Genomic DNA, 25301 nt, shown 5'->3' with positions numbered 1-25301 from the left:
AATGAAGCCGCTTAGGGTAAACGTCCATTTTATATTATTTCGAATGACAACTTGACAGGGGCCAGTACATCCGCCCCAGCGTTCCAACCCATATTTGGCGAACGGTAGGCGGCCAGTTCCCGTTATGACGCGGTCAGCAACTAGTCCTAATGTCATGAGTCGCATGGTGACAACGGTTATAGCCGATTTTCGTCTTTCAACCTTTAATTTGTCAATTGGCAGACACGGACTGCCGGAATCCCGCGGTCGGTCCCACACGCCTGTCAACTTCAGTCACAATCTATCAGAACAGGAGTCCCCAACATGGCCTACATCGAAGTCAAACACGAAACCCGTAAATTCACGCAAGGCGACCAGGAAACCATCGCCAACCACGACATTTCATTTAACGTGGACCGCGGTCAGATCATCACGATCCTGGGTCCCAGCGGCGCCGGCAAATCCACGCTGCTCAACATCTTAGGCGGCATGGACAATCCCACCAGCGGCCAGGTCCTGATTGACGGCACCGATATTGCGCAATTTGATGCCAAACAACTCACGACCTACCGGCGCCAAGACGTCGGCTTTATCTTTCAATTTTATAACCTGGTCCCGAATCTGACGGCCAGAGAAAACGTCGAACTGGCCTCGCAAATCACCCACGATGCCCGCGACGTGGACGAAACGCTGCGGCTGGTCGGGCTGGCGGACCGCGCCAAAAACTTCCCCGCACAACTCTCCGGCGGCGAACAACAACGCGTGGCCATTGCCCGCGCCATCGCCAAGAACCCGAAGCTGTTGCTATGCGACGAACCGACCGGCGCGCTGGATTACCAGACCGGTAAACAGGTCCTGCAGGTTATCCAAGACGGCGCCCGGCAAACGGACATGACCGTCATCATCGTCACCCACAACGGCGCGATTGCCAAGATGGGCGACCAAATCATCCACATCAATGACGCGCAGGTCCAGTCCATCCAGCAAAATCCCGAGCCGACGCCCATCGCCGACATTGAATGGTAGGTGATGACCATGACAAAAGCATTTTGGAAAGTTCTTTGGCGTGAAATTGGCCACTCAAAGGCCCGGTTCATCTCCATCATTTTAATTATTTTTCTCGGCGTGGCCTTTTACACCGGGATTCGGGCCACGGGGCCAGACATGTTACAGGCCGCCACGGACTATTACGCCGACCAAAATCTGGCGACCAACAGCGTTCAATCCACGGCCGGCCTGACTCACCATGACCTGACCGTCTTGCAACACCACCGCGACCAGATCACCTATCAAGCCGTTAAATACTTAGACATTAATCAGTTAAACAATAACCAAACCGTCCGGGTTGCGGAACTGCCGACGGGGTCGTTGAACCGTCTGACCGTGGTCAGTGGCCACCTGCCCCGGCGCGCCAGCGAAATCGTGTTGGACCAACAGGCGCGGACCCTGCAGCCGAAATTGACCTTGGGCAGCACCTACCACATCGCCACCACGAGTAAGCTAAACCGCCAATTTCACCGGCGGACCTTTAAAATCGTCGGCTTTGTTAATTCGCCGCGCTACATCGAAAAGACGACCCGCGGTGTCACCAACGTTGGCAAGGGCACGCTCGACTACTTTGCGTTGGTCAAGCCGCACACGCTCAAGACCAGTGTCATCAGTCGCATCGACGTCGGCTTCAAGAACCTGCGCGGCGTGACGCCCTACACGGCCCGCTACAACCGCTTGAACCGGGCTAACACGAAGCGTCTCAAGACCTGGCTCAAACCACAGGCGAAAAAACGGCAGGCCGCGCTCCAACGCCAGGCTCAAGCCCAACTCGCACCGACCGTCGCCAAGGTCCACGCGCTCGCCCAACAGGTGCCGGCCAACACACCCGCGTTGGTGCGTGCCCAAGCCCAGGTCAAGCGAGCCCAGGCGCAAATCGCCGGTATCGCCACGCCGACCTACCTCTTTAGCGGGCGGGCCGCCAACCCCGGCTACAGCGAATACCACGAGAACACGCAACGGGTCGTGGCCCTCTCCACGGTCTTCCCGCTCTTCTTTATTGCGATTGCGGCGCTGATTTGTTTGACCACGATGACGCGAATGGTCGCCGAACTCCGGGTCCAAATGGGCACGCTCAAGGCGTTGGGTTACAGCAATGCCGCCATCGGCAGTGAATTTATTCTCTACGGGGGGCTGGCCAGCCTCCTGGGCACGCTACTCGGGGTCGGCTTCGGCGTTAATTTCTTCCCCCGCTTCATCGCTCAGGCTTACGGCAGTATGTACAACCTACCTGCCATCAACGTCCAATACATTTGGCTCGACATCGTGGTTGCCCTCGTGATTGCGCTGGTCTGCACGATTGGTAGCGCCGTGGCCGTGTCGCGGGTGGACCTGCACAGCTTGCCGGCCACCTTGATGCAACCTAAAGCCCCGAAGGCCGGTAAAACGCTGTGGCTGGAGCACTGGCACTGGTTCTGGCGCCGGCTGAACTTCAATCACAAGGTCACACTACGCAACCTCTTTCGTTACAAACAGCGCCTGTTGATGACGGTCCTGGGCATTGCCGGCTGCATGGCGATGATGATCACCGGCTTTGGCCTGAAGGATTCCATCGGCGACATCAGTGTGAAACAATTTAACCAACTCTGGCACTACGACGCCATCGTGGTCCGCAACGGTTCACAGACCGCTAAGCAGCGCCGGGCCTTACACCGGCAGTCGCTCTACCAAGATGACCTGGTCGTGAAACAATCCCAGGCCACCGTCGAACGGTCCGACGTCGCCAACCAGACGGCTACCTTGAGCGTGCCGCAGCATCCCCAGCAACTCAACCGGTTCGTGGTCTTGCGCAACCGCCAAAGTCACGCCGCCTATCACCTGAACAATCGCGGCGCCATCATCGACGAAAAGCTGGCCAAGCTCTACGACGTTCACGTCGGCGACACCCTACCGGTCAAGCTCGGCAACCGCACCACCCGCAAGGTTCGCATCGCGGCCATCGCGGAAAATTACGTCAATCATTTCATCTACCTGTCGCCCAGCTACTACCACCAGGTCTTTGGCGAAAAACCCGTTTACAACGGCAATCTGGTCCAGTTTACCCACCACGGTCAGCGCCAGCAAAACGCCTTTGCCAACGACCTTTTGAAGACGCCAGGCATGCTGAACGTGACGCTGCTGAGTACGGAAAAGAAGAACAATTTTCAAATGCTAGACACCATGGACCTGGTCGTCGTCATCTTCGTGGTCGCCGCCGGGGCGCTGGCGCTGGTCGTGCTCTACAACCTGACCAACATCAACGTGTCCGAACGGATTCGCGAGCTGTCGACCATCAAGGTGCTGGGCTTTTACGATGGCGAGGTCACCATGTACATCTTCCGGGAAAACCTGATTCTCACGGCATTGGGCATCTTCTTCGGCTGTTTCTTAGGCAACTGGCTGCACGCCTACATCTTGAACACGGCCGAAACGGACAGCCTGATGTTCTCGCCGGGCATCCATTGGGTCAGCTACGTGTATGCGGCCCTGTTGACGCTGGCCTTTAGCCTGCTGGTCATGGGCATCATGCACCGCAAGCTCAAGCGCATCAATATGTTGGACGCGCTGTCTTCGGTGGATTGACGAAAGTCAGCTAAAATTCAAGGCAGTACGATTGGTTGTTGACCGCGTTGTAGCGGCAAATATCCGTAACTGAATCGGCTTACCGAAAAGTCGAAAGTAAAAAAACAGGCTTCAACTCACGCAAAACTGAGTTGAAGCCTGTTTACTTATGAAAGTCTATTGAAATGCCGTCGCCATCGGCTGAACCAAGGTCTGTAACAATGCATCTGGCTGCGTCTGCTCGTTGAAGATCACGCGGTCCGCAAATAACGTGACGGACTGTTGTGACCGGTACGTGATGGCTTGTTGCTTCCCGGTCTTGGTGTCGGTGACCGTCGCCTGGGCCACGGGGTCACCGGCATTGACGGTGCCCGAACTCATTTGTGCCGGGGACAGCTTAGTTTCCACCGTGGTCGTCAACCCGGCCGCTTGGTCTTGGTACCAAACACCGGCCTGGCTGCTGGTCGGCTGGGCCCAAACGGTCGTGGATAGCCCGTTGGCCAGCGTGATGCGGCGATCGTTAAGCGTGGTCGTGGCCAATTGATACTGTTTCTTCAATTGTTTGATCAACTTATTCATCGCGGAGAACGTGGTGTCGCCCCCCAGGATGGTCGCAATCATCCGTTGGCCGTTGACCGTGTACGTCGCGGTAAAGCACAGCTTGGCGTTTTCCGTAAATCCGGTCTTGAGCCCATCGATGTTGGTGACCTTGTCGTAGTGCGACTGGCCTTTCAGGCACATGTTTTCATTGTAGATTTGGGTACCGTTGACCTTGTCTTCTTTCTTCCCGGAAATCTGGACGATGCTGGGGTCGGCTTGAATCAGGTGCTGGGCCACCGTGGTGATGGCCTTGGCCGAGACCAGATTTTCTTCCTTCTTACCGGTGCCCGGCAAAACCAGGTTGTAGTCCTTCAAATCGGTGTTGTCCAGGCCAGAGGAGCTGATGAAATGGGCCTCGAGCCCCCAGTCTTCACTCTGCTGGTTCATGAGCGCGATGAACTTGGCATTGCTGCCGGCCACGTACTCCCCCAACGCCGTCGCCGCACTGTTGGACGAGGCAATCATGGCCGCCGCCACCATTTGCTTGACGGTGAACGTCTCCCCCTTCTTCATTCGCAATGAGGAGTAGGCGTAACTGTGACTCAACTTTAACAGGTCGCGACTAATGGGGACTTGATCCGTCCACTTGATTTTGCCGTCATTGATGGCCTTGACCGTCAAATACACGGTCAGTAGCTTCGACAATGACGCGATGGGATAACGTTTGTCAGCATTTTGCTGGTACAGCACCTGGCCGCTTTGCGCATCCATAACATAGGCAGCCCGGGCAGGCACCTTCGTAACGGTTTTGCTGGCCGCTTGAGCCACCGGACCGCCACCGAGTATGATGGCCACTAACCCGAGTAACACCCCGCGCCGCAACCAACGTTTCAATAAAACCACGAGCGTCAACGCTCCTTTCGATTTAACAGGTACCTTCTATTATACAAAATCCACGGCGGAATCGGCCCTTGTTAGCCAAACTTGCTAAAATTTTAACTTCTTATAAATGTATTTGTCATATTATGACGAAATTTTTAATCGACTGCAACAATTGCCTACCCGTCAGCGTTTGTTCAGCAACTTAATCCCACGAACAAATTCTTGTTGAATTGGTGTCAACTGCTTATTGGGTAGTTGGATAATGCCGTATTTAAAATCAGTCATCTGTGGCGTCCCCAAATCCCCCAAGGAATGGGCCACTAGGTTCTGCTGCTCAAAATCATATAGCCGGTTTTGAATCTGCGTGTCTCGGATGATGGAGACCGCCTGAAATTTTTTCATCGTCTCCAAGACCACCCGAAAAGACGTTGACTGCAGCAGTACGTTTAGCGGCCCGACTTGCTTGGTCACGTCGGCCACAAAATTTTCAATATAATCGTCAATGAACAACGCGTATTCCTGCTCCTTCAGTAGTTCCAGCGGAATGGGGTCCGGATAATTAGCCAGATAATGATTCGCCGTCATATAGAGCTTGAAGGTGCCTTGACCAATTTCATGAAATGTCAGCGATTGTAATTGTCGTTGGTCACTTTGATTGACCGCAACGATTCCAACATCGTAGGTTTGGTTCTTCACCCCCGCGATGATCTGACCACTGTCGTCTTCTTTTAAGTAGGCTTTAAACTGTGGTCGCTCGTCTTGAAAGGTGAGTAGCCAATCCAATAGTGAGCTGGGCACTTCATTCATGACCCCCACCCGCAACGGCGGTTCAGCCAGGCGTTGACGTTGATCAGCCACGTTTTGAATCAAATTCAGTTGCGTTTCGATTTTCTCGGCGTGCGCAATGATCTTTTCGCCCGCCTTGGTCGGCCGCGTCCCTTGCCGCGTGCGTTCAAATAATTTAACGCCCAGTTCGGCCTCCAGACTGTCCAGCGACTGACTTAACCCCGCCTGACTAATATTGAGATTGCGCGCAGCCTGTGACAAGGTCGGCGTCTGCTTGAGCGCCACCAGATAGGCCATCTGCTCGAGGTTCATCTTCACCCCACCTTTCTACCATTAACCCAATTATACAGTTAAAGGTTGAAAGACGAAAATCAGCTGGAATTACTGTTAACATACGATTCATGGCGTCATAAATAGTCGTTTACAGCCACATAATACGAACTGGCCGCCTACCGTTCGCCAAATATGGGTTGGAACGCTGGGGCGGACGGGTCGAGCCAAAGGACGGTCTCGACACCTCGCTTTGAGCCGAAGTTCGCGTCTCAAAGACGCCAGTTGTCTAAGCGGCATGAACCGCGCCGCTAAGACAACTCCCACGGCTGAACCCATATTTGGCGAACTCTCGGCTACGGTAGTGTGCATTAGTGACAGTTGTCTTAACCCCAGATAGCAGCTGCATTGACGACTAATCTTTCATTAACACAGTGTTGCTGATAACTGCCAACTTGCCGGAGGCAGCCAGGGCGGAGCCAGCTGTGTCGGCGGTGTTGGCTGAGGTCCTTTCTCAGCCTACAGCGCGGGACGACTTGAGAGACTGGTGATTTTTGCCAGGCTTTCAAGCGAACCGGAAGACCGCCCCTCAGGCTGGAGGTGTTCCCCAGAGCAGGCGGACCCCTGGCTGACGCAGGCGTCTGGTTTCACTAGATTTAGTTGTCAGAACACCGTCACTACGGCAACCAGCACGTTAATTTCACTTTCAACCTTCAGTTATACAGCAAAAGGCCGCTAACTCATGGGGGTTAACGGCCTGGTGTCACACGTTATTTTTTAAAGGCATCCAAATTGTAAGACGCACTGGTTCCATTCTTCAAAACGGACTTGTCTAACGACCCGGCCTGGTGCAGCGCGTAGATGGATTCGCGGCCTGGCAAATGCGGTTCCATCTTCGGGTCAGAGAATAAATTGATCAATCCTGGCGTTAGCTTAGAGCGCTTAACTTGTTCTGGTGAAATCTCGCGGATAATTTCATCCCCACGACCCTCGCTAATTTTCAGGCCAAATTGTGGGTCAATCAACGTTGCCCGGCCAACTGCAACGAGGTCGGTTTCCTTCAGAGCATCTTTGGCATCGTCTTCTGACATCACGTTGCCAACAATCATCAGCTTAGTCTCGGCTGGCAACTCTGGTTGAGCCAACGCCGCATAGGTTTGGTCGACTCCGGCAGGCTTGGCATTGTAAGCCGGTAGGGATAAATGAATGTAGTCAAAATCAAACGTCGTAGCTAGTTTATGAATCAATTCATTGGATTCGCGGTAATCGTAGCCGACGGTATCGCCATGAATCTCTTCAGGACTGATGCGGTAACCGACAATAAAATCTTTCGGCGCATAGGTCTTCACCACCCGGAAGACTTCGGCGGTCACGGCCATGATGAAGTTCATCCGATTATCTAGGCTCTGACCACCCCATTCATCGGTCCGGCGGTTCGACCAAGCAGAGAAGAACTCCTGTAAGAGGTAGTGATTGGCACCGTGAATCTCAACACCATCAAAGCCACAGTCGATTGCCCGCTTAGTAGCGGCGCCAAAATCTCGAATGATTTCGCGAATCTGAGCGTCGGTCAATTCTGTGACCTCGTAGTCGAGAAAACCAAAGTCAAATGACGATGGCGCATAGACCTTTTCACCTTGCTTGGCCCGGTAATTGGATTCACGACCAGAATGGACCAGCTGTAAGATAGCTTTGTTGCCATCCTTTTTCAGGACCTGGGCTAATTTGGCAAAACCTGGCTTCTGGTCATCCTTGTATAATCCCAACTGAAGACGGTCATCGGCCCAAGAACGGGAAGGACCCCCAGCATGACTGACATAGGTGTATTCTACAATCACCATACCGGCCGATTGTGACCGTGCGGCGTAATAATCAATTGTGTCCTGTGTCACATAGCCATCATCTTTACCGCTGTTCGTCAGCATCGGCGACTGCACCAACCGACTCTTAATCGTGGCACCGTGACGGAAAGTAACCTGATCTGTGAGTTGTTTTGCCATAAGTAATTCCTCCCATTGCTTGATGACTTGAGTATAGTCCATCAGTTGTGAATTTAATAACAAGTAAATGTTAAATGAACATAACTTCAGCTTATGGTCGAACGATTTTAAGACGTTGACTCGCCAAAAACGAGACCGCACCTCGTCCACCTCAGAACGTCTTATCAATGCCTCACGAGAATCAGATTTCGACTCTCCCCAATCAGGTCTCCTCCCCAAGACCTTCCTCTTGACACCGACCGATTACAATTGTAAACTGTAACTAATCAATCGAACAGAGACCTGTTCATCAAAGGAGTTGTTTGCTATGGCAACAGCAGTCGCCGTGACCATTTCCGATGCGGAATGGCGCGTCATGCGGATCGTTTGGACCTTAAAACAAACGGATAGCCGCACCATTATTAATTTACTCGCGCAACAGCACGATTGGAAACCCGCCACGATCAAGACCTTGATTGGCCGCCTGGTCAAGAAAGGCGCACTGGCCACTACCAAGCAGGGCCGGCAGTTCATTTACACGCCCCTGATTCCGGAACAAAATGCCATGGACACGGCGTTGACCAATGAGCTCGACCAGATGTGTGCGATGCACCGTGGCACCGCGATTGCTCACGTGCTGGAGCAGACCGAGATGAGCAAGGCCGACGTGCAACAGTTGATCGACGTGTTAGCGAAAAAATTACCAACCGCCCCGGACACGGTCCACTGTGACTGCCTGCCCGGCGATTGCGAAGGGAGTTGTGAATCATGAAAGATGACCGCCACTTAGGAATGAGTCACATGAATATGCAACACGATATGAAGGGCATGGACCACGCCAAAATGGCGATGGACCAGCCCGCAGAACACCAAGACATGAGTAATATGGACATGACCCACATGGATATGGACATGGGCGATGGCCACATGATGCACATGGGCAATCTGAAACGCAAGTTCTGGGTCTCCCTGATCTTAATGATTCCCGTGATCTTGATGTCACCTATGATGGGCATGACGCTACCCTTCCAGCTGATTTTTCCCGGCAGCGATTGGGTCGTCGCCATCTTAGGCTCCGTCCTCTTCTTCTACGGCGGTGCCCCCTTCTTCAGCGGCGCCAAGGCCGAGCTACAAATGAAGCGCCCAGCCATGATGACGCTGATTGCCATGGGCATTGGCGTGGCCTACGTTTACAGTATTTACGCCGTGATCGCTAACGACCTGTTCCACGTGACCCCCGTCGTCAACAACTTCTTCTGGGAGCTGTCGACGCTGATCGTCATCATGTTACTGGGTCACTGGATCGAAATGAACACCGTGATGAACGCGGGGTCCGCCGTGGATGCGCTGGGCAAATTGTTACCGCAGACCGCCCACGTGGTCGATGACCAAGGGAACGTGACTGACGTTAATTTGTCTGACTTACAAGTCGGCCAAACGGTGGTCATCCGTGCCGGCGAACAAATTCCCGCTGATGCGACCATCGTGACTGGGACCTCCGCCGTCAACGAATCCCTGGTCACCGGGGAATCCAAGGCCGTCAAGAAAGCCAGCGGCGATTCCCTGATTGGTGGGGCCGTCAACGGGACCGGGACGTTGACCGCTACCGTGACGGGGACCGGGGATTCCGGTTACCTGGCGCAGGTCATGAAGCTGATCAGCGACGCCAAGAATGCCAAGTCCAAGTCCGAAAACCTGGCTGACAAGGTGGCCGGCTGGCTGTTCTACGCCGCGCTATTTGCCGGGATCCTCGCCTTCATCGTTTGGCTGACGGTTGCCGATTTGACCGTGGCCTTACCAGTGGCCGTGGCGGTCTTCGTCATCGCCTGCCCCCACGCTTTGGGCTTGGCCGTACCGCTGGTTGTTTCGCGGAGCACCGCTTTAGCCGCCCAAAACGGCCTGTTGATTCGGAACCGTAACGCCATGGAACAAGTTAACAAATTAAAGTTTGCCTTAATGGATAAAACTGGGACGTTAACCATGGGTGAGTTCAAGGTCAACCACCTGGTTAGTTTAACCCCTGATTTAGACGAGACCGTCGTCCTGCAGCATTTAGCCGCATTGGAAAGTGGCTCTAGTCACCCACTGGCGACCGGGATTTTGACCGCCGCACAAGCTCGCAACCTCACCATCACCCCGGCCACCGATACGCATCAAGAGACCGGCCTGGGTCAGTTTGGGACGATTGGAGACACCACGTACGGCGTCGTTTCCGTCAACTATTTGGACCAACACCACCTGGACTACGACCACGACCAGTTCACCAAGTTCGCCGCTGAAGGCAACTCCATCAGCTACCTGGTCGCCGGCGAACAAGTCTTGGGGTTAGTTGCCCAAGGAGATCAAATCAAGCCCGCGGCCAAAACGCTGGTCGCTTCTCTGAAACGCCAGGGCATCACGCCCGTCATGTTGACCGGGGATAACCAAGAAACGGCCAACAAGGTGGCGGCGAGTGTGGGCATCACCGAGGTCAAGGCGCGCCTGTTGCCGGAAGACAAGGAACGTTTGGTCAAGGCCTACCAGCAAAAGGGAAAGGTCCTCTTCATCGGTGACGGCGTGAACGATGCGCCGAGCCTGGCCCGCGCCGACGTCGGCATGGCCATTGGGTCTGGGACCGATGTGGCGATTGAATCCGCCGACATCATCCTGGTCTCCAGCGACCCCGCGGACGTCATCCAGTTCTTGGATCTGGCCCGCGCCACGCAACGCAAGATGACTGAAAACCTCTGGTGGGGTGCCGGGTACAACCTGATTGCCATCCCCCTGGCCGCCGGGGTCTTGGCCCCCATCGGTTTCATGCTCGATCCCATGGTCGGCGCGGTCATCATGTCGCTGAGCACCATCATCGTGGCCATCAACGCCATGACGCTGAAAGTCAAGGATGTGGCGGTAGACTAAAAGATAGTCTTTGATTTCCGCCTACCGCTACGTGAAACTCTAGGCCGGAACGCTGGGGGAGGACGCCCCGAGCCAAAGCCCGGTCTCGGCGCTTGCTTTGAGCCGAAAACCACGTCTCAAAGTCACCAATTTAGCAGCAAAGATCGCTACTAAATTCCCCGGCTGAGCCTAGATTTCACTTCACTCTCGGCTCACGTCGTGGTTTAACCACACCCATTGACTTAACTCGCTATGCCAACTCACATGCAGCAAAGGTCGCAAGCCATTTCGTTAGTCATCCAAGTCCACGCGGTCTTGCATACGCCAGTCTTGCCGGAGGTCGTCAGGGGTGGAGCCAGCTGTGTCGACGGTGTTGGCCGAGGTCTTTTCTCGGCCTACAGCGTGGGGCGACTTGGGAGACTGGCGGTTTTGTGCCAGGCTTTCAAGCGAGCCGGAAGACCGCTCTTTGGCTGGAGGCGTCCCCCATAGCAGGCGGAACCCCTGACAGCCGCAGGCACTGGTTTGCACAACGGTAAGCGATCGGACCTTGTCCTGTATGATAACAAGTCAAAAGGCGTCGTCAATTAACCACTTAACTGGTTAGTTGGCGACGCCTTTTATTTTTGTAACGTTAATCGGTTTTCATGCGGAAACGGCGAATCAGTCGTAACATTTGATGACCGTTTAACGACAGCGCCATGACGGCCAAGATGACCAGCGCACCGCCGACCAGGTCGTATTTGGTCAGTTGCACGCTCAGAAACATCACGGAAAAGACCGTTGCCGACAGCGGCTCGAAGGCGTCCAGCAGACTGGCCGTCGTGGGGAGAATGTAGCCCAGCGCGTGGGCGAACATCAGAAACGGAATCACGGTCCCGAAGACGATGATGATGCCAATCATGGACCAGCCAGCCCAACTCAGCGTCACGTGGTCTTGCCAGACCGGGCCGAAGATGTTTAAGCAGATCCCAGCGACCAGCAAGCCCCAGCCGGTGACGGACACGGCGCCAAATTTCGGCAACAACGGCCGCGGAATCAGCGTGTTCGTGGCAACCCCAATCGCCGACAAGCCTCCCCAGAAGAGGACGACCGGCGAAATAGCCAGGCTGTTCAAATGGCCGTGGGTCACGATCAACAGCGTGCCGACAAAGGCTAGCAGCATCCCGCCCATTTCCGGTCGCGTGGGAATCACGTGTTTAAATAACAAGAAGTAAATACTAATGATGAACGGCCCCAAGAACTGAATGATGGTCGCAATCGGGGCATTGCCGAACTTAACGGCCTCAAAGTAGCAAAGTTGAACGGGCACTAATCCCAATAGCCCGTAGCTGATGACCCGCAGACCCGTGGCCTTTTGTCGCCAGATTTCAAACGGTTTGACCCCAATGAGTTGGCCCAGCACCAACAAAATGATGCCGGCCGTGATCATCCGCACCTGCGTGAGCCACAGGGCCGTCACGTGGGGGTTCAACTTAAACAACGTGCTCGCGGCGACCCCCGAAATGCCCCACAAAATGCAGGCGATGCTGGCTAATAAGACCCCGCGTAAATGATGTTGTGGCGTCATGACCGCGCCACCTTGCTTGCTGCTAATGCACTCGACATAGTCATTTCCCTCTCACTCTTAAATTTCACAAAGCAAGATTCATTATAACAAATCTCGTGTGAAAACCCGGGAGATTCAGGGAAATTTCACCAAGTTTTTAGGGTAAAGCGCTTTCCCACGGCCGCCAAAAAGGCCTCCGCCACGACAATCGTCGCTTAGGAGGCCTCATTAAAGGTTATTTTTTGGGCCGCACGACCGTGATAAAGTCGGCGAGGCCTTGTGGATCGGTCAACTGGCGGTTACACTGCTCGCTGTCTCGGCAAATGTAATTGCCGTTACGCGTGTAGCTGCCCAGCCCCGAGCGTTTGGTCGTCGAGACAAACAGCGAGACGTTGCCAATCGTGTGGCAAATGCTGCAGACGCCCTTGACGACTTGGGGCGCGAGATCGCCTTGAATGCCGATCAAGCGATCCTGATACGGGGCCACCAGGTATTTCTTCTGGTTACCGCCGTCGTTCCAACCCAGATACGTGAGTTGGTGCAAGTTCAGCGTGGCCCATTCAGGCTGCTTGAGCTTCTTCACCTTACGAAATAGCTTGCTTAATTGCTTGGTCGTTAGCTCCGGAAACGGAATCACGAGGGGTTCCAGCAACGGCACGATTTCAGCGGCAGCTTTACGGGTCAACCGGTCGGGCTGCAGGCGCGTCAAAAATTCTTGCACGAGCGGTTCGTCCAGTGGCAACAGTGGCTTGATGCGTTCCAGCGTCGTATCCCGCACGACGCGGCGCATGTGCTTGTCATTGACCGAGAGATAGGCGCTCACTAAGGCGTCGAGCTGCTGGCTGATATAACTATATTCGTAGGCGGTGATTGTTGGTTTCATGTTTATTTTTTCCTTTCAGATACAAACCTGACACTTCTCTGAAAGGTCTTGCAGAAAAGTGTCGCTAACTAGCAGCACTTTTCCGTACAAATAACGATGCCATCATCGTCGATCATCTCCTTGCATTCAGCCGTTTTAGCTGAAGTGTTAGTAGTATACCGCATCCCCCTAGTTGGGTGCAAGTCAAAAAGAGACCCCGTTTGCACGAAGTCCCCCCACTCTCAGCTTCCGAGCCTCCTATCGTCCGAATTTGATGGTAGTCGTCCGACATGGTCCGTTAATTTTTCTCAAAGCTGAGATGCCCAAGCCACGTTTACCCCGTGACTTTGTGTCTATTCTACGATAACTCCCGCCGACCACGCCGCTCGAGGGGTCGGTTTGCTTGGCGAGTAAATTAAGTGGCACGACCGGTATTGCCATGAACTGTCTGCTGGGGTTCTTATTTCATTATCGAATGAATGTAAACTTTCAAAATTAGTCCGGATAAATAACCGTGATCTGTGCTAAACTGGGATCAATCAAATCTAGGAGACGATACCCATGAAGACTGAAAAAGAAAAATTCTTAGCCGGTGAACCCTACAATATCATGGACCCGGAGCTGGCCGCGGACGAGACCCACGCCCGACGCTTGTGTAAGCAACTCAACGAACTCGATGACACGGCCACCGCCGAAAAGGACCACGTGATTCGCCAACTCTTCGGCTCGGTAGGCCAACACCCGTGGATTCAACCGAATTTTCGCTGCGACTTCGGCTACAACATCCACGTGGGTGACGCCTTCATGTGCAACTATGATAACGTCATTTTGGACATCGCCCCGGTCACGATTGGCGACCACTGCATGCTGGCGCCCCACGTCCAAATCTACGCCGCCTACCATCCCCTGGACCCGGCCGGCCGCGACGCCTTCGTGGGTCTGGGTAAGCCGGTCACGCTGGGCGATCACGTCTGGATCGGTGGCGGTTCGGTGATCTTACCGGGCGTCACGCTGGGCAATAACGTGGTCGTGGGCGCCAATTCCACGGTCACCAAGTCCTTCGGCGACAACGTGGTCATTGCTGGCAGTCCGGCGCGGGTGATCCGCGAAAACGTGCCCGTTGCTGATTAACTGAAGGTTGAAAGACGGAAATCAACTGGAACTATTGTTACCATGCGACTCGTGAAGTCAAAAGTAGTCGTTTTCAGCCTCACAATCCGAACTGGTCGCCTACCGTTCGCCAGCTTTAGGTGCCAGAACACCGTCATTACGGCAATCAGCGCGTTAATTTTAGGCTCAACCTTCAGCTGATTAAACAATTGCACCCAATTTACCAGGCCATGAGCGAGACTCACGGCCTTTTTTGATGGGCATCTTTTTTGAAATAATCTAATAGCATATTAACTAGTTTAGATAAGCTGTAATTTTTATAAAAATATTGATATTGAGGCGTTTATAACAGTTTTAATAAAAGGCCCACCAGGCAACATCAATAAAAGTCCAGGCTCGAAATCCCTTTAACATCAGCGCTCATCGTCATTTCCCGAAGAATTCCCATCCATTTTCGAAAATTAAGTTGTACCCCATCTTTTACCATGCTATACTAAATCCAACTTAAAAGTTTCTGGGGATACCGTTAGACGGCACGAGAGGAAGTTGTAAACTTTGACCCATCGAACCTGTCAGCTCACACTGGCGTAGGGAGGAACGCACGGATGCTTCATCTGGCGGTAAATTCCCCGATGAAGCTTTTTTTGACCTAGAAAGGGGGGAACTCACCGTCGTTACCCGTAAACTTTACCCACTCGGCAGCCTGGTCATTTTACTGGTGACCTGGCAGGTGGCCGTCACGCTGCTCCAGACGCCCAGCTTCATCCTCCCCAGTCCCGTCAGTGTCGCCCAAGCGCTGGCGACCGAGGCCGGGGGGCTACTCGTCAACTCCTGGGTCACCCTGTACGAATCGTTGATCGGCCTGGGCATCGCCTGTATGCTGGCCTTTGGCACCGCGCTGGTCATGGATCGCTGGCAGCTGTTGTACCAGTCGTTTTACCCACTGCTCGTCATTTCGCAGACCTTACCCGTCATGGTGCTAGGTCCGCTGCTTAGCCTCTGGTTTGGCTTTGGCATGGCGCCCAAGATTATTCTGGTCATCTTGATGAGTTACTTTCCCATTATCGTGGCGTTTTCGGAGGCGCTGGGGAAGGTCTCGACCGACCAGATTCGCTTTTTGCAAACGATGGGGGCCAAGAACTGGCAGGTCTATCGCATCTTGAAGATTCCGCAAGGCATGCAGGGATTTTTTGCCGGCCTGCGTATCGCCGCTACCTATTGCGTGAGCGGCGCCATCATCGGGGAATGGCTCAGCGCCGAAGCCGGCCTGGGGTACTACATGATCCGGGTGAAAAACGGCTACCAGATCGACAAGGTCTTCGCCGCCATTTTCTGCGTCATCATTTTAAGCCTGGCCCTAAACCTAGGGACCTGGGCACTACAAAAGGGCTACTATCGCCTATTAATCCAAGGGAGAAAACCAACATCATGAAATTAACCAAGCTTTGGCTACTCGTCCCACTCGCCGTGACGCTCACCGCTTGTGGCAACAGCAAAAACCAGGCGACCAATTCAACTTCAACCAAAAAATTGACCGACGTGTCCATCGTCCTCGATTACGTGCCCAACACCAATCATACCGGGCTGTACGTTGCTAAGGACAAGGGCTATTTCAAGGACGCCGGCTTAAACGTCAAGATCATCGAACCCGGCGACAACGCTACCAGCATCGGCATGGTCGGCGCCAACAAGGCCCAATTCGGCGTGAGCTATCAAGAAGACGTGACGTACGCCCATGCGGATGGCAAAAACATCCCCGTGAAGGCCATCGCCACCGTCTTAAAGCACAACACGTCCGGCTTCGTTTCTAAGGCCAACAGCGGCATCACCTCGCCTAAGGACTTTGCGGGCAAGACCTACGCCGGCTGGCAAACGCCGAGTGAAGAAGCCGTGCTCAAGGCCGTCATGCGTAACGCGGGCGTCAATCCCAAATCATTGAAGATCGTGGGAGCGACCGGCGACGGGCCCAAGAGCCTGGGCAAGAAAAACGACATTCAGTGGTGGTTCCAGGGCTGGGATGTGATCCGCGCCAAGAACGCTGGCATCAAGGTCAACTATATGCCGTTGCGTAAGCTAGACAAACGTTTGGACTACTACACCCCGGTTATCATCACCAACAACACCCAGCTCCAAAAGGACCCCAAGGTGGTCAAGGCCTTCATGGCGGCCACGAAGAAGGGTTACCAAGACGCCATCGCTCACCCCAAGGCCGACGCCAAGATTTTACACAAGTACGCCAAGGACGACGACCTCAGCTTCCTAGAGGATTCGCAAGCCTTCTTGTCGGCCAACTACACCGATAATGCGGCCAAATGGGGCCAAATGGACGCCAAAGTGTGGAACAACTACACCGGCTTCATGAAGGAATACGGTCTGATCAAAAAGGCTATCCCCGCTAAGACGCTGTACACCAACCAATACGTTGGCGATTGATCATGACCATCACCCTGACCCACGTTGGCCTCACGCTCGATGACCTGGAAATCTTGCGCGACGTGACCGCCACGATTACCGATGGCAGCTTCGTGTCCTTGATCGCCCCCAGTGGCGCGGGCAAGTCGACCTTGTTGAAACTCTTGACAGGTCTCCTGACTCCCACGACGGGGACGCTTCAGGTGGCGGGCCAGCCCATTACCGGGCTCAATACCACGTTTAGTTACCTACCCCAAACGGACATGTTACTGCCGTGGTACGACGTCGACCAAAACATCACGCTGTATCAGCGGATCAATCATCAACCGATCGACCACGACCACGTGACGGCCCTGTTGACGCTCTTTGGCCTGGTGGATTACCGCCACTTCTTACCTCACCAACTGTCCGGTGGGATGCGCCAACGTGTCGCTTTACTGCGGACGATGTTGAACCCCGCGGATTACCGCCTGCTGGACGAACCCTTCGGCGCTTTGGACGCCATGACTCGCGGGTTGATGCAAGACTGGCTGTTAAGTCTACCGGCCGATTTGCAAAAGACCACGCTGCTGGTCACCCATGACATCGAGGAGGCCATTTACCTGTCAGACCGCATCTTGGTCCTGTCCGCGCGACCGGCACACGTCATCCGCGATATCGCCCTGACGCCAACGCACCGGGACCGCCAGTGGCTGGCCACCCAGGCCCCACTCAAGGCCGAGATCTATGAGTTGTTGCGCAGCGCTGAATCGACAAGCATGTCATAAAAAAGAAGCACCTGGGACTGAACCTCCCGGTTGCTTCGTATTTACATATTAGTCATCACTTAATGAATGAATCGGTTTGGCCGGCACGCCACCGACCAGGGTATTGGCGGGCACGTCCTTAGTGACCACGGCGCCGGAGGCAATCACGACGTTGTCGCCAATCGTGACGCCGGGCATGATGGCGACCTTACCGCCAATCCACACGTCGTTGCCAATGGTAACTGGCGCGGCCTGAGCCAAATACCCCCGCCGACCCGAGGGTGTCAGGGGATGATTGACCGTGTAAATGTCCACGTTGGGGCCAATCATCACGTGGCTACCGATCGTTACCGGGGCAATGTCCAAAATCGTGAGATTGTAATTGCTCAAGAAGTCCTCGCCCACGTGGATGTTCTGACCGTTATCACAGTTAAATGTGGCCTGCACGGAGACGCGTTCACCGTGACTGCCCAAGATTTCCTTGACTTTAGCGGTCTGGGCTGCCGGATCCGTGGCCGGAATCGCATTGAACTCCTGGCACAATTTCGCCGCCCGCGCCTTGCGCGCCGCCACCGCCTCATCCAAGAAGTAGTACGGTTCTCCGTCGTCGAGCTTCTGTAACTCTGTTTTTGTCATCGTGTTCACCTCAAGGTCTAGCTTAGCACTTCAAGGTTGGTTTAAGTCAACGATTACCGTAAAAAAATCAGGCCATTCGCACCTTCATGCAAACAACCTGACCTTTAAAATCTTGTTTTCTAAGCCATCCAGCCCCCAACGCTCATCACGCTGACTTGGCCAGCTGGGGTGACCTTTACCTGATACTTGTACCCTTGAATATCAAAATCGGCCTGGGCCTTGAAGGTCAAGCTCTTGGTGGGCGTCACCGCCGCGGTGTGCTTGACCTTGCCCGCTGAGGTGCGGGTGGTCTGCTTGACGGCTTGGCCATCTTGGTAGTCATACACGGTCGTTTCGCTGTTTTGTTGCAGGAGCGCGACTCGCTTGACCTGGCCATCCTTCAGGGCCACGCCGACCTTGACATGACCGGCCTTGTCCACGGTCGTCACCGCCGTACTGTCGGCCGTTAAGTTGCGGGACAGCTCGCGTTTCAGCAAGTCGGGGTATTGGCCCTTGGTAACGGCAGTCTTCGGCAACCAGCCGATGGCCTTACCGGCGGCCGTTTCAAAATACAGGTATTGCCGGTGTTGCTTGGTAGTCAGCGACTGAATCGCATAAATCGTGCGGTAGCCGTAAGTGTGGCCGTAGTGGCTCGCCGCGGTCTTCCCCAACGTGTGCTTGGGCATATCCCAGAAGTCCTGCGTCGTCGTGGGTGTCCAGTAAGCAGTCTTCTTGACGGCGGTCATGCTGGCGATCTGCTGATGAAATTTCAGCTTGCTCAGCGCCACGTAGCCGCCCACCAACGTCTTTTTGGTCTTCGAGGCGTTGGGCACGATGGTCCCGTGCGGCAGATTCTTGGCGCTCACCAGCGCTAACCGAACGTACCGGTGACCCTTGACCGTCACAACCTTGTCGACGGTCCACTTTTTGGTCGTGCTTTGATCAGTCCCCAACACCGTACTGTGGCGGTAAGCCGCCCGCGGATAGCTGTAGACCTTGGTGCCCTTGGCTTTAAACGTAAAGACGCGTTGTTGCGGATAGGCTGGCAAGGTCACGCGTTTGGCCGCATCCGCCGTAACGGCGCCACCCCACAGGCTCAAGGCAACACCACTAGCTAAAACAATTTTCATAATCTTCATGATGAACTCCCCCCTAGTCGGTTCACCTGACTAACGCCACTGTGCTACAGGTTTTGGCCCTTTTCCCAAGCCGTCTTGGATAACAACAGCCCGTGCTTGACCAAATCGTCGAACAACTGATGAGTCCGCTTAGAAACTTCCCCGGCCGTTTCCGCATTACTTTGGGTCAGGAAAGTCGTGGCGTCCCCCGTGATGGCTGCGTCAGTCGCCGCCACACGTTGCCGCGCGTAGGACTGGCACCCTTCACGAAAGGCGTTGACAGCTTCTACATAGTCATGGAAATGTGGTTCAATAATAACAGATAACGTCTTATTTAACCAGTAAACGTTCTCCACATCGACCGCCGTCGTCGTGTTCTGGTAATCTACTGGTGTGTCATTGATGTTGGTAAAGAACGGTACGTACGGTGCGTAGGCAAAGAAGCCCATGGCGATCCACTGAATAGCCGCGTGGTCCGCGGGCACATCATTTCTGATCTGCAAGATTGAGGAACATTGGTTACGATCCATGGCGATGGGCCGGTACTTCTTTTGGTCATCGGCGGAACCTGAGGCGAAGGTCCCAAATGGGTCGTACTTGGTGCCATTGTAGTGCGATGACAGGAAAAATTCCACGTCTTCGATGGCGATCTTCTTGGCGGGCTTCCGGGCAAACGGCATGTCTTGATCCGTCGGTTGTTGGTCGGTGACTTCTGGGTTGAACAACTTCTGGCCGTACCAGGTCCGTGGCGTGTTGTAATACGCGTCGTCTTCCCCATGGGTGCCAAAGATTTCCCGGAAATTGAAGTGACCGGGGGTCGGGTTCAAATGGTGCTTTTCCACGAAGTCGACCAGATCAGTGGCCACTAAGAAATTATCGCTGTCATTTAAGTCGACCTCTTGCATCAACGTTTGGTTCGGCGCGATGGCGTAGCAGTCTTCTGGCAAACGCATGGCTGCCCAGTGATGGCCGCCGGCGGTTTCTAAGTACCAAATTTCTTCGTTATCGTTAAAGGCGATACTGTTGCTTTCACCAGTTCCGTACTTTTCGAGTAAGGCACCTAAGCGTTGGGCCCCTTCCTTAGCACTCTTGATGTAGGGCAACACCAGGGTGACCATGGCTTCTTCGTTGATGCCATCGTCTACTAAGGGGTCGTAGCCCAAGACGCGGGCGTTGGTCGCCGTCGTTTCCGTGGCACTCATGCCGACGTTCAGTTCATTGATGCCGGCTTCCTCGTATTGGCCGTCGCTTTGATCGGCCTGCGGCGTGCCCGTATAGCGGTAAGCGTGATCGGGCAGCGGGACAGTTACCCCGGTCACGGCTGACGTGAATGACGCCCCCGTTTGGTCGGTTGCGGGATGCAACACAAATTTGATGGGGTTGATGGGACCGTAACCATCCTCGTTACGCGCCACAATCGTCGAGCCGTCCATGCTGGCAGCCTTCCCCACTAGAATCTCAGTACAATCGGAACTCTTCTTCAACATTGATGTTCCGCCTCCTTTGCTACCAGTATAGGATTATCAGGTGCTAAGGGCTAGGGGTTTGGGCGAAATATTAAAAAATTATGTGAGTTTTACTGTTCACGAACCTAGGCCACCTGCGAATCGTTTCCTCAAGCCATGACCGATTCATGACAACCGTTGCTAGTTACGACTGGGTTTGCAACTTGGTTAGTAACCTCATCTGGTGTCTTTTAGCTTCCTGAACATTTCCGTACGTAAGCACACTATCTTGCTTTGCACTTATCCTTAGGTTTCACCCAATAACTACCATCCAAACTTTCGACCAGTACGGCCAAGTTAACGCTACATTCTAAAAAGACCACCACCGTAATCACAGTGATGATCTTATCTAATCTTGTTTAACGTTTTCTCCAAAATCTTTCGAATGAAATTGCAATAATCACTAAAACACTGAAGAAGCATAAGTTAATAGCACCCAGCCAAAGCCACAGCATTGGGCCAGTAAGGCTACTAGGAACCAGTGCCGTAAACACCCATAACGCCGCTTCCATTACTACAAGCATTAAAAAATATTGAAGCTGACTATAGCGATCTTCACGTAGCTCTTTCCAATACGATAACGTATACAAAGAAGAAAATACGTTTGCAACTGAAAAAACAACAGCCAAAATAATCTTCGTCTTCAATGTGTACTCAAAGTTCATTGCTGAAAATACCCCAACCAAAATGCTAAATAAAGTCAAGAATATTCTCTTTACTGATACGACCATGATTTATACTTACCACCTTTAAAGTGGAATACACGTCCCTTTGCGAAGCCCTTACCAGATGCTTTATTGAACACTGTACCAAGAGCACCTTTTAACCCAACGCGAAGTGCCATACCAATAGCACCACCCACAGCACCTAATGGTAACAGACAAATCTGTGCTAACACATTAAATCCTTGCTTTTTTGCCATATTTAACATGCCAGCGCTAATATAGACATCCACGTTTCCCTTCTTTGCAGCACCATGCCAAACAATCTTCGTAGTTCCCTTGCCACTACGAGTTTGGAATACACCAGTATTAGGTGCAATTACACTCATCATAGCAGTCTGCATAACATCATCACTAATGCTTACAGTTGTCTTGTTCCCTTGAACCGTTGTTTGGACAAACGATTTAACCCTTTGTTGAATCGCCTCTAATTGTTGATCATTGGCAGTTGATAAATAATCACTAATAATCTGATCTGCCTGTGTTCCAGACACAAACTTAGGATAAACTTTCTTCGAGGTTGTCTGCATAGCTGTTTCGACAGTATCAGCATGTGCTACCTTTGTTGCAACACCCGATTCAACAAACATTGTTCCTAATAAAGCTGTGGAAAGAATAAGCGATGTCCCTGTAATAATTTTTTTCATTTTCTAGCTCACTCCGATAATTTTAGTGGGCTAATACGTATTAGCAATACCTCGTTAACAAATTTAGCATATTATAAAACACCTCCTTTGCAAAGACACTCATCGTTTCCTCTAGTTACATTACCTAATTTATCGGGCTGTATGTCCAACACACTTTTTGGTATTATTAATTGAAGTACCCATTTAATATGCCAAATAAGGAGAACCACTTATCGCAAACTTTAGTTTAACACTTAAAAATGCTCGTATTGCCCAAGGACTCTCACAAAACGAAGTCGCCACAATTCTGCACGTCACCCGACAATCCATCTCCAAGTGGGAAAACGGACGAGGATATCCCGATTTAGACAACCTGATTCAATTAAGTAAGGTTTATAAAATGTCTATCGACAACCTACTATCAGAGAATCCGAACCTAAAGAAGCAATTCAACCTCAGTGATGAACAAATTATTCAAAAGCAGTCACAATCAAAGAAGATCAATACAGATCTTTACCAAAATACCGATGAAGGTATCATATTAATCATTCTATCCATCGTATCCGGCCTGATTCCACCTATAGGTATCTTTATGCCTCTATATGTTGCATGGCGTAACAATAAGTATAACAGTCTCTATAAGACCATTAACTTAATTTGCATCATTGTCCTTCTCATCAGTATCCTAGGCACATACGTTATCATTGTCGATAATTGGTTAATTCCAGCAAGGACAACAATATATCAGATTAAATAACCGTAACTATCAGTTTCCCCTTGCTAACCTTCGCAACCAGCCCGCTTTTATAATTAACTATCCCAAGCTTCCTCGAAATATGCAATGTAACCTTATTGACCGCATCATGGGTCACATATGCTTTCGTTATTTTACCCATTCTTGCTCTTGTTTTTACATCCTTCACATTTTTAATATGATCACCAGACGTAACAATTGTGCAGCTAGCAGACCAGGAAAGCGGTACATCATGTGATACACGAAAACTTGCGGCGCTAGCACTCACCACACCACCAAATAGAATTACCCCGCAAGTAAACATCGTAACAAGTATTTTTTCATAGATTTAACCTCCTGAATCGAGATTAAATCTTGACGTACCATGGCATAAGGAACGCCTAATTTACCAACGGGAAACTTCTAGTTTACATTCGAAAAAGAGCGACCTTAAGCCACACTCAGCCTAAAGATTGCTCTTTTTAAACATTTATAAAATGTATTACCTTACACAATGACTTACTACCAAACAGCCGTGTAATCCATAGTTTAGGTTCCGCTTCAGTCATCGCGGAAATACTTCATCAAAAGTTTGAGCAAGGTGTTCCGCTATCTCGGCAGTTAAAAGACTGGCAAAGAATGGGAGCAGCGTTGTCCGAGACAACTTTAGCAAACTGGATCATAAAGTCTAGTGATTTGATGAGTCCACTTATACGAGTTGATTCGGGATAAGTTAGTGACTCAGCCTTACCTACAAGGCGATGAGACACCAATGCAAGTACTCAGAGAACCGGGTAAGCTAGCCACATCGAAATCCTATATGTGGGTCATAAGATCTGTTAGGAAGGCTTCTGAGCGTGCGATTCTATACGCATATGGTCCGACCAGATATGGAAGAAATGGCCCGCCCTCAAAAAACGAGGACGGGCCATTTCTTTAATTTATAATTCAATACGGTCAGTTATTGGGTGCTTACATACAATCTATCTTCGTTTGCGATTTGTGCTCACACTTTTTGCCTATTGTTTGCGTTTTTGAGTTGCGCTGTACAACATCAGCATTTACATTGTCTAGCCGTTGAATTAGTTCTGCCACTCCGGCTTCACTAATCATCAACTTACATTCCTCCAAAGAAGATTCATGCTTTTAAGTTAGCCGACCAGTACCCCCACAGGAAGTAGCACGGCTTAGAAGCTCCGCTGTTCGCGGGCAACCGTACTGTTGTCGATGCGCCGGCGAACGGCCTTCACGATTTCTGTGACGACTAAGACGACGACCCCGGCCATGATTGGGATCCCCCAACCATAGAAGAAGTTGACCGACGTGGTGTGGAAGACGCCCTGCATGGCTGGCCAGTAAATGATCATGGCTTGCAGCAGAAGCAAGATGCCGACAATCAGGAAACTCATTTTATTTCTAAAGAAGTATTTCGACAAGACGGGGTGGTCATTTTGCAGGTTGAACAGGTAAAAGATCTTCCCGAAGATGATCACGTTTAACGTCATGGTACTGCCGATGACAGCGGAGAGGCCTTGGCCCGTTAAGAGGTCGTAGGCGAACATCCCCAGCCCAGAAATCAGCAACGACACGTAGGTGACTTCCGCCACATCCCATTTGGACAGGATCCCGCGAGTCACATCCCGGGGTCCCCGGCGCATGATGCCACTTTCGGCGGGTTCGAAGATGAAGGCAAATTGAATCGTCAGGGCCGACACCATGTTGATCCACAACAATTGGGTCGGGAACAACGGCAATTCTTGGTCCATCAGGATACTCAAGACCACGATCAGCCCTTCGGCAAAACTGGTGGGTAACAGGAAACGAATCGTCTTCCGAATATTATCGAAGACGTGGCGGCCTTCCCGCACGGCACCTAGAATCGAGGTGAAGTCGTCGTCGGCCAGCACCATATCGGCGGAGTCCTTGGCAACGTCGGTCCCCCGAATCCCCATGGCAACCCCGATATCGGCCTGTTTCAAGGCGGGGGCATCGTTGACCCCGTCCCCGGTCATGGAAACCACGTGACCGCGCGACTGTTGGGCCTTCACGATCCGCAACTTATCGGCCGGCGTGGTCCGGGCAAAGACAGTGTACTTGTCGATTTGCGAAGCCAGCTCGGCGTCGCTCATTTGGGCCAATTCCGGTCCAGTGATGGCGCGCGCCTGTTCGGACAGATTCAGTTGTTGGGCGATGGCCGCGGCCGTTTCCGGGTCATCCCCGGTGATCATCTTGACCTTGATACCGGCGTAACGCAATTGCCGCACGGCATCGGCGACCCCTGGCCGTGGCGGGTCAATGATCCCCGCCATCCCGGCCAAGTGGAAGTTTTCGCCGACGGGTAAGTCATCGACTTCATCCGCATCGGCTGCCACGGGTTGATACCCCAGCGCCACGACCCGTTTACC

The 25301-nt window shown here is 52.6% G+C and carries 23 protein-coding genes; 11 read left to right on the top strand and 12 right to left on the bottom strand.

Features of this window, described 5'->3' with window-relative positions:
- Positions 1-303 precede the first annotated feature (303 nt).
- Both EGT51_RS11980 and EGT51_RS11975 read left to right on the top strand, forming a co-directional pair.
- Positions 304-1005 carry an ABC transporter ATP-binding protein gene (locus EGT51_RS11980; protein ID WP_135368935.1) on the top strand — a complete coding sequence of 234 codons (702 nt, stop codon included), beginning with the start codon at positions 304-306 and terminating at the stop codon, positions 1003-1005.
- Between the two features lie 9 nt (positions 1006-1014).
- Positions 1015-3588, top strand: a complete 2574-nt coding sequence (locus tag EGT51_RS11975; RefSeq protein WP_135368934.1) for an ABC transporter permease — start codon at positions 1015-1017, stop codon at positions 3586-3588.
- A 156-nt stretch (positions 3589-3744) separates the two neighbouring features.
- Here EGT51_RS11975 and EGT51_RS11970 read toward each other — a convergent pair whose 3' ends face one another.
- From EGT51_RS11970 to EGT51_RS11960, 3 genes are all read right to left on the bottom strand, one after another.
- Positions 3745-5010 carry a D-alanyl-D-alanine carboxypeptidase family protein gene (locus tag EGT51_RS11970; protein ID WP_135368933.1) on the bottom strand — a complete coding sequence of 422 codons (1266 nt, stop codon included), beginning with the start codon at positions 5008-5010 and terminating at the stop codon, positions 3745-3747.
- Positions 5011-5172: 162 nt separating this feature from the next.
- A complete protein-coding gene (locus EGT51_RS11965; RefSeq protein ID WP_135368932.1) occupies positions 5173-6087 on the bottom strand; it encodes a LysR family transcriptional regulator in 915 nt (304 codons plus the stop codon).
- 728 nt (positions 6088-6815) lie between these two features.
- Positions 6816-8045, bottom strand: a complete 1230-nt coding sequence (locus EGT51_RS11960) for an oxidoreductase (protein WP_135368931.1) — start codon at positions 8043-8045, stop codon at positions 6816-6818.
- A gap of 307 nt (positions 8046-8352) precedes the next feature.
- Between EGT51_RS11960 and EGT51_RS11955 the strand changes: the two genes are divergently transcribed.
- Together EGT51_RS11955 and EGT51_RS11950 are read left to right on the top strand one after the other, a co-directional pair.
- On the top strand, positions 8353-8796 hold the full coding sequence (locus EGT51_RS11955; RefSeq protein WP_135368930.1) for a CopY/TcrY family copper transport repressor: 444 nt from the start codon (positions 8353-8355) through the stop codon (positions 8794-8796).
- A 56-nt stretch (positions 8797-8852) separates the two neighbouring features.
- Positions 8853-10922 (top strand): heavy metal translocating P-type ATPase, encoded by a 2070-nt coding sequence (locus EGT51_RS11950; protein WP_404819930.1) that lies wholly within the window; start codon positions 8853-8855, stop codon positions 10920-10922.
- A gap of 610 nt (positions 10923-11532) precedes the next feature.
- On the opposite strand, the gene EGT51_RS11945 is transcribed toward EGT51_RS11950, so the two are convergent.
- Together EGT51_RS11945 and EGT51_RS11940 are read right to left on the bottom strand one after the other, a co-directional pair.
- Positions 11533-12468 (bottom strand): DMT family transporter, encoded by a 936-nt coding sequence (locus EGT51_RS11945; protein WP_135368929.1) that lies wholly within the window; start codon positions 12466-12468, stop codon positions 11533-11535.
- Between the two features lie 214 nt (positions 12469-12682).
- Positions 12683-13330, bottom strand: a complete 648-nt coding sequence (locus EGT51_RS11940; protein ID WP_135368928.1) for a FusB/FusC family EF-G-binding protein — start codon at positions 13328-13330, stop codon at positions 12683-12685.
- Between the two features lie 540 nt (positions 13331-13870).
- Here EGT51_RS11940 and EGT51_RS11935 point away from each other — a divergent pair.
- From EGT51_RS11935 to EGT51_RS11920, 4 genes are all read left to right on the top strand, one after another.
- Positions 13871-14440 (top strand): sugar O-acetyltransferase, encoded by a 570-nt coding sequence (locus EGT51_RS11935; RefSeq protein ID WP_135368927.1) that lies wholly within the window; start codon positions 13871-13873, stop codon positions 14438-14440.
- Positions 14441-15149: 709 nt separating this feature from the next.
- A complete protein-coding gene (locus tag EGT51_RS11930; protein WP_225428744.1) occupies positions 15150-15851 on the top strand; it encodes an ABC transporter permease in 702 nt (233 codons plus the stop codon).
- Positions 15848-16852 (top strand): ABC transporter substrate-binding protein, encoded by a 1005-nt coding sequence (locus EGT51_RS11925; RefSeq protein WP_135368925.1) that lies wholly within the window; start codon positions 15848-15850, stop codon positions 16850-16852. Before EGT51_RS11930 ends, EGT51_RS11925 begins: the two co-directional genes overlap by 4 nt.
- 2 nt (positions 16853-16854) lie before the next feature.
- Positions 16855-17598 carry an ABC transporter ATP-binding protein gene (locus EGT51_RS11920; protein WP_135368924.1) on the top strand — a complete coding sequence of 248 codons (744 nt, stop codon included), beginning with the start codon at positions 16855-16857 and terminating at the stop codon, positions 17596-17598.
- Between the two features lie 48 nt (positions 17599-17646).
- Here the strand turns inward: EGT51_RS11920 and EGT51_RS11915 are convergent, their stop codons facing one another.
- The 5 genes from EGT51_RS11915 to EGT51_RS11895 all read right to left on the bottom strand — a co-directional run bounded on the left by EGT51_RS11915 (position 17647) and on the right by EGT51_RS11895 (position 22184).
- Positions 17647-18213, bottom strand: coding sequence for a sugar O-acetyltransferase (locus EGT51_RS11915; RefSeq protein WP_135368923.1), 567 nt, complete (start codon positions 18211-18213; stop codon positions 17647-17649).
- A 119-nt stretch (positions 18214-18332) separates the two neighbouring features.
- Positions 18333-19331, bottom strand: coding sequence for a GW dipeptide domain-containing protein (locus tag EGT51_RS11910; RefSeq protein ID WP_135368922.1), 999 nt, complete (start codon positions 19329-19331; stop codon positions 18333-18335).
- A 44-nt stretch (positions 19332-19375) separates the two neighbouring features.
- On the bottom strand, positions 19376-20794 hold the full coding sequence (locus tag EGT51_RS11905) for a C69 family dipeptidase (protein ID WP_135368938.1): 1419 nt from the start codon (positions 20792-20794) through the stop codon (positions 19376-19378).
- Between the two features lie 380 nt (positions 20795-21174).
- Entirely contained in the window at positions 21175-21546 is a 372-nt protein-coding gene (locus EGT51_RS11900) for a hypothetical protein (protein ID WP_135368921.1), read from the bottom strand.
- Positions 21531-22184, bottom strand: a complete 654-nt coding sequence (locus tag EGT51_RS11895; RefSeq protein WP_135368920.1) for a hypothetical protein — start codon at positions 22182-22184, stop codon at positions 21531-21533. The genes EGT51_RS11900 and EGT51_RS11895 overlap by 16 nt, the downstream gene beginning before the upstream one ends.
- A 211-nt stretch (positions 22185-22395) precedes the next feature.
- Between EGT51_RS11895 and EGT51_RS13225 the strand changes: the two genes are divergently transcribed.
- On the top strand, positions 22396-22920 hold the full coding sequence (locus EGT51_RS13225; RefSeq protein WP_135368937.1) for a helix-turn-helix domain-containing protein: 525 nt from the start codon (positions 22396-22398) through the stop codon (positions 22918-22920).
- Here the strand turns inward: EGT51_RS13225 and EGT51_RS13220 are convergent.
- On the bottom strand, positions 22913-23221 hold the full coding sequence (locus tag EGT51_RS13220; protein WP_225428743.1) for a DUF5626 family protein: 309 nt from the start codon (positions 23219-23221) through the stop codon (positions 22913-22915). The two genes, EGT51_RS13225 and EGT51_RS13220, sit on opposite strands and share 8 nt — an antisense overlap.
- A gap of 167 nt (positions 23222-23388) precedes the next feature.
- Here EGT51_RS13220 and EGT51_RS13215 point away from each other — a divergent pair, with 167 nt between their 5' ends.
- Positions 23389-23628 carry an IS66 family transposase gene (locus EGT51_RS13215; RefSeq protein ID WP_135368936.1) on the top strand — a complete coding sequence of 80 codons (240 nt, stop codon included), beginning with the start codon at positions 23389-23391 and terminating at the stop codon, positions 23626-23628.
- Complete coding sequence (locus EGT51_RS13210; RefSeq protein ID WP_135368919.1) at positions 23615-23836, top strand: IS66 family transposase; 222 nt, start codon at positions 23615-23617, stop codon at positions 23834-23836. Before EGT51_RS13215 ends, EGT51_RS13210 begins: the two co-directional genes overlap by 14 nt.
- Before the next feature lie 247 nt (positions 23837-24083).
- Here EGT51_RS13210 and EGT51_RS11875 read toward each other — a convergent pair.
- A partial coding sequence (locus EGT51_RS11875; protein WP_135368918.1) for an HAD-IC family P-type ATPase occupies positions 24084-25301 on the bottom strand: 1218 nt, incomplete at its 5' end.

The organism is Levilactobacillus suantsaiihabitans (genome assembly GCF_004745505.1).
Lineage (GTDB): Bacteria > Bacillota > Bacilli > Lactobacillales > Lactobacillaceae > Levilactobacillus > Levilactobacillus suantsaiihabitans.
This window is presented reverse-complemented; position numbering and strand designations above follow the sequence as displayed.

Excerpts from the sequence above, each read along its gene's own strand:
- EGT51_RS11980 (WP_135368935.1), top strand. The coding sequence starts at position 304 with ATGGCCTACATCGAAGTCAAACACGAAACCCGTAAATTCACGCAAGGC.
- EGT51_RS11975 (WP_135368934.1), top strand. The coding sequence starts at position 1,015 with ATGACAAAAGCATTTTGGAAAGTTCTTTGGCGTGAAATTGGCCACTCA.
- EGT51_RS11965 (WP_135368932.1), bottom strand. The coding sequence starts at position 6,087 with ATGAACCTCGAGCAGATGGCCTATCTGGTGGCGCTCAAGCAGACGCCG.
- EGT51_RS11960 (WP_135368931.1), bottom strand. The coding sequence starts at position 8,045 with ATGGCAAAACAACTCACAGATCAGGTTACTTTCCGTCACGGTGCCACG.
- EGT51_RS11955 (WP_135368930.1), top strand. The coding sequence starts at position 8,353 with ATGGCAACAGCAGTCGCCGTGACCATTTCCGATGCGGAATGGCGCGTC.
- EGT51_RS11950 (WP_404819930.1), top strand. The coding sequence starts at position 8,853 with ATGGACCACGCCAAAATGGCGATGGACCAGCCCGCAGAACACCAAGAC.
- EGT51_RS11945 (WP_135368929.1), bottom strand. The coding sequence starts at position 12,468 with ATGACGCCACAACATCATTTACGCGGGGTCTTATTAGCCAGCATCGCC.
- EGT51_RS11940 (WP_135368928.1), bottom strand. The coding sequence starts at position 13,330 with ATGAAACCAACAATCACCGCCTACGAATATAGTTATATCAGCCAGCAG.
- EGT51_RS11935 (WP_135368927.1), top strand. The coding sequence starts at position 13,871 with ATGAAGACTGAAAAAGAAAAATTCTTAGCCGGTGAACCCTACAATATC.
- EGT51_RS11925 (WP_135368925.1), top strand. The coding sequence starts at position 15,848 with ATGAAATTAACCAAGCTTTGGCTACTCGTCCCACTCGCCGTGACGCTC.
- EGT51_RS11920 (WP_135368924.1), top strand. The coding sequence starts at position 16,855 with ATGACCATCACCCTGACCCACGTTGGCCTCACGCTCGATGACCTGGAA.
- EGT51_RS11915 (WP_135368923.1), bottom strand. The coding sequence starts at position 18,213 with ATGACAAAAACAGAGTTACAGAAGCTCGACGACGGAGAACCGTACTAC.
- EGT51_RS11910 (WP_135368922.1), bottom strand. The coding sequence starts at position 19,331 with ATGAAGATTATGAAAATTGTTTTAGCTAGTGGTGTTGCCTTGAGCCTG.
- EGT51_RS11900 (WP_135368921.1), bottom strand. The coding sequence starts at position 21,546 with ATGGTCGTATCAGTAAAGAGAATATTCTTGACTTTATTTAGCATTTTG.
- EGT51_RS11895 (WP_135368920.1), bottom strand. The coding sequence starts at position 22,184 with ATGAAAAAAATTATTACAGGGACATCGCTTATTCTTTCCACAGCTTTA.
- EGT51_RS13220 (WP_225428743.1), bottom strand. The coding sequence starts at position 23,221 with ATGTTTACTTGCGGGGTAATTCTATTTGGTGGTGTGGTGAGTGCTAGC.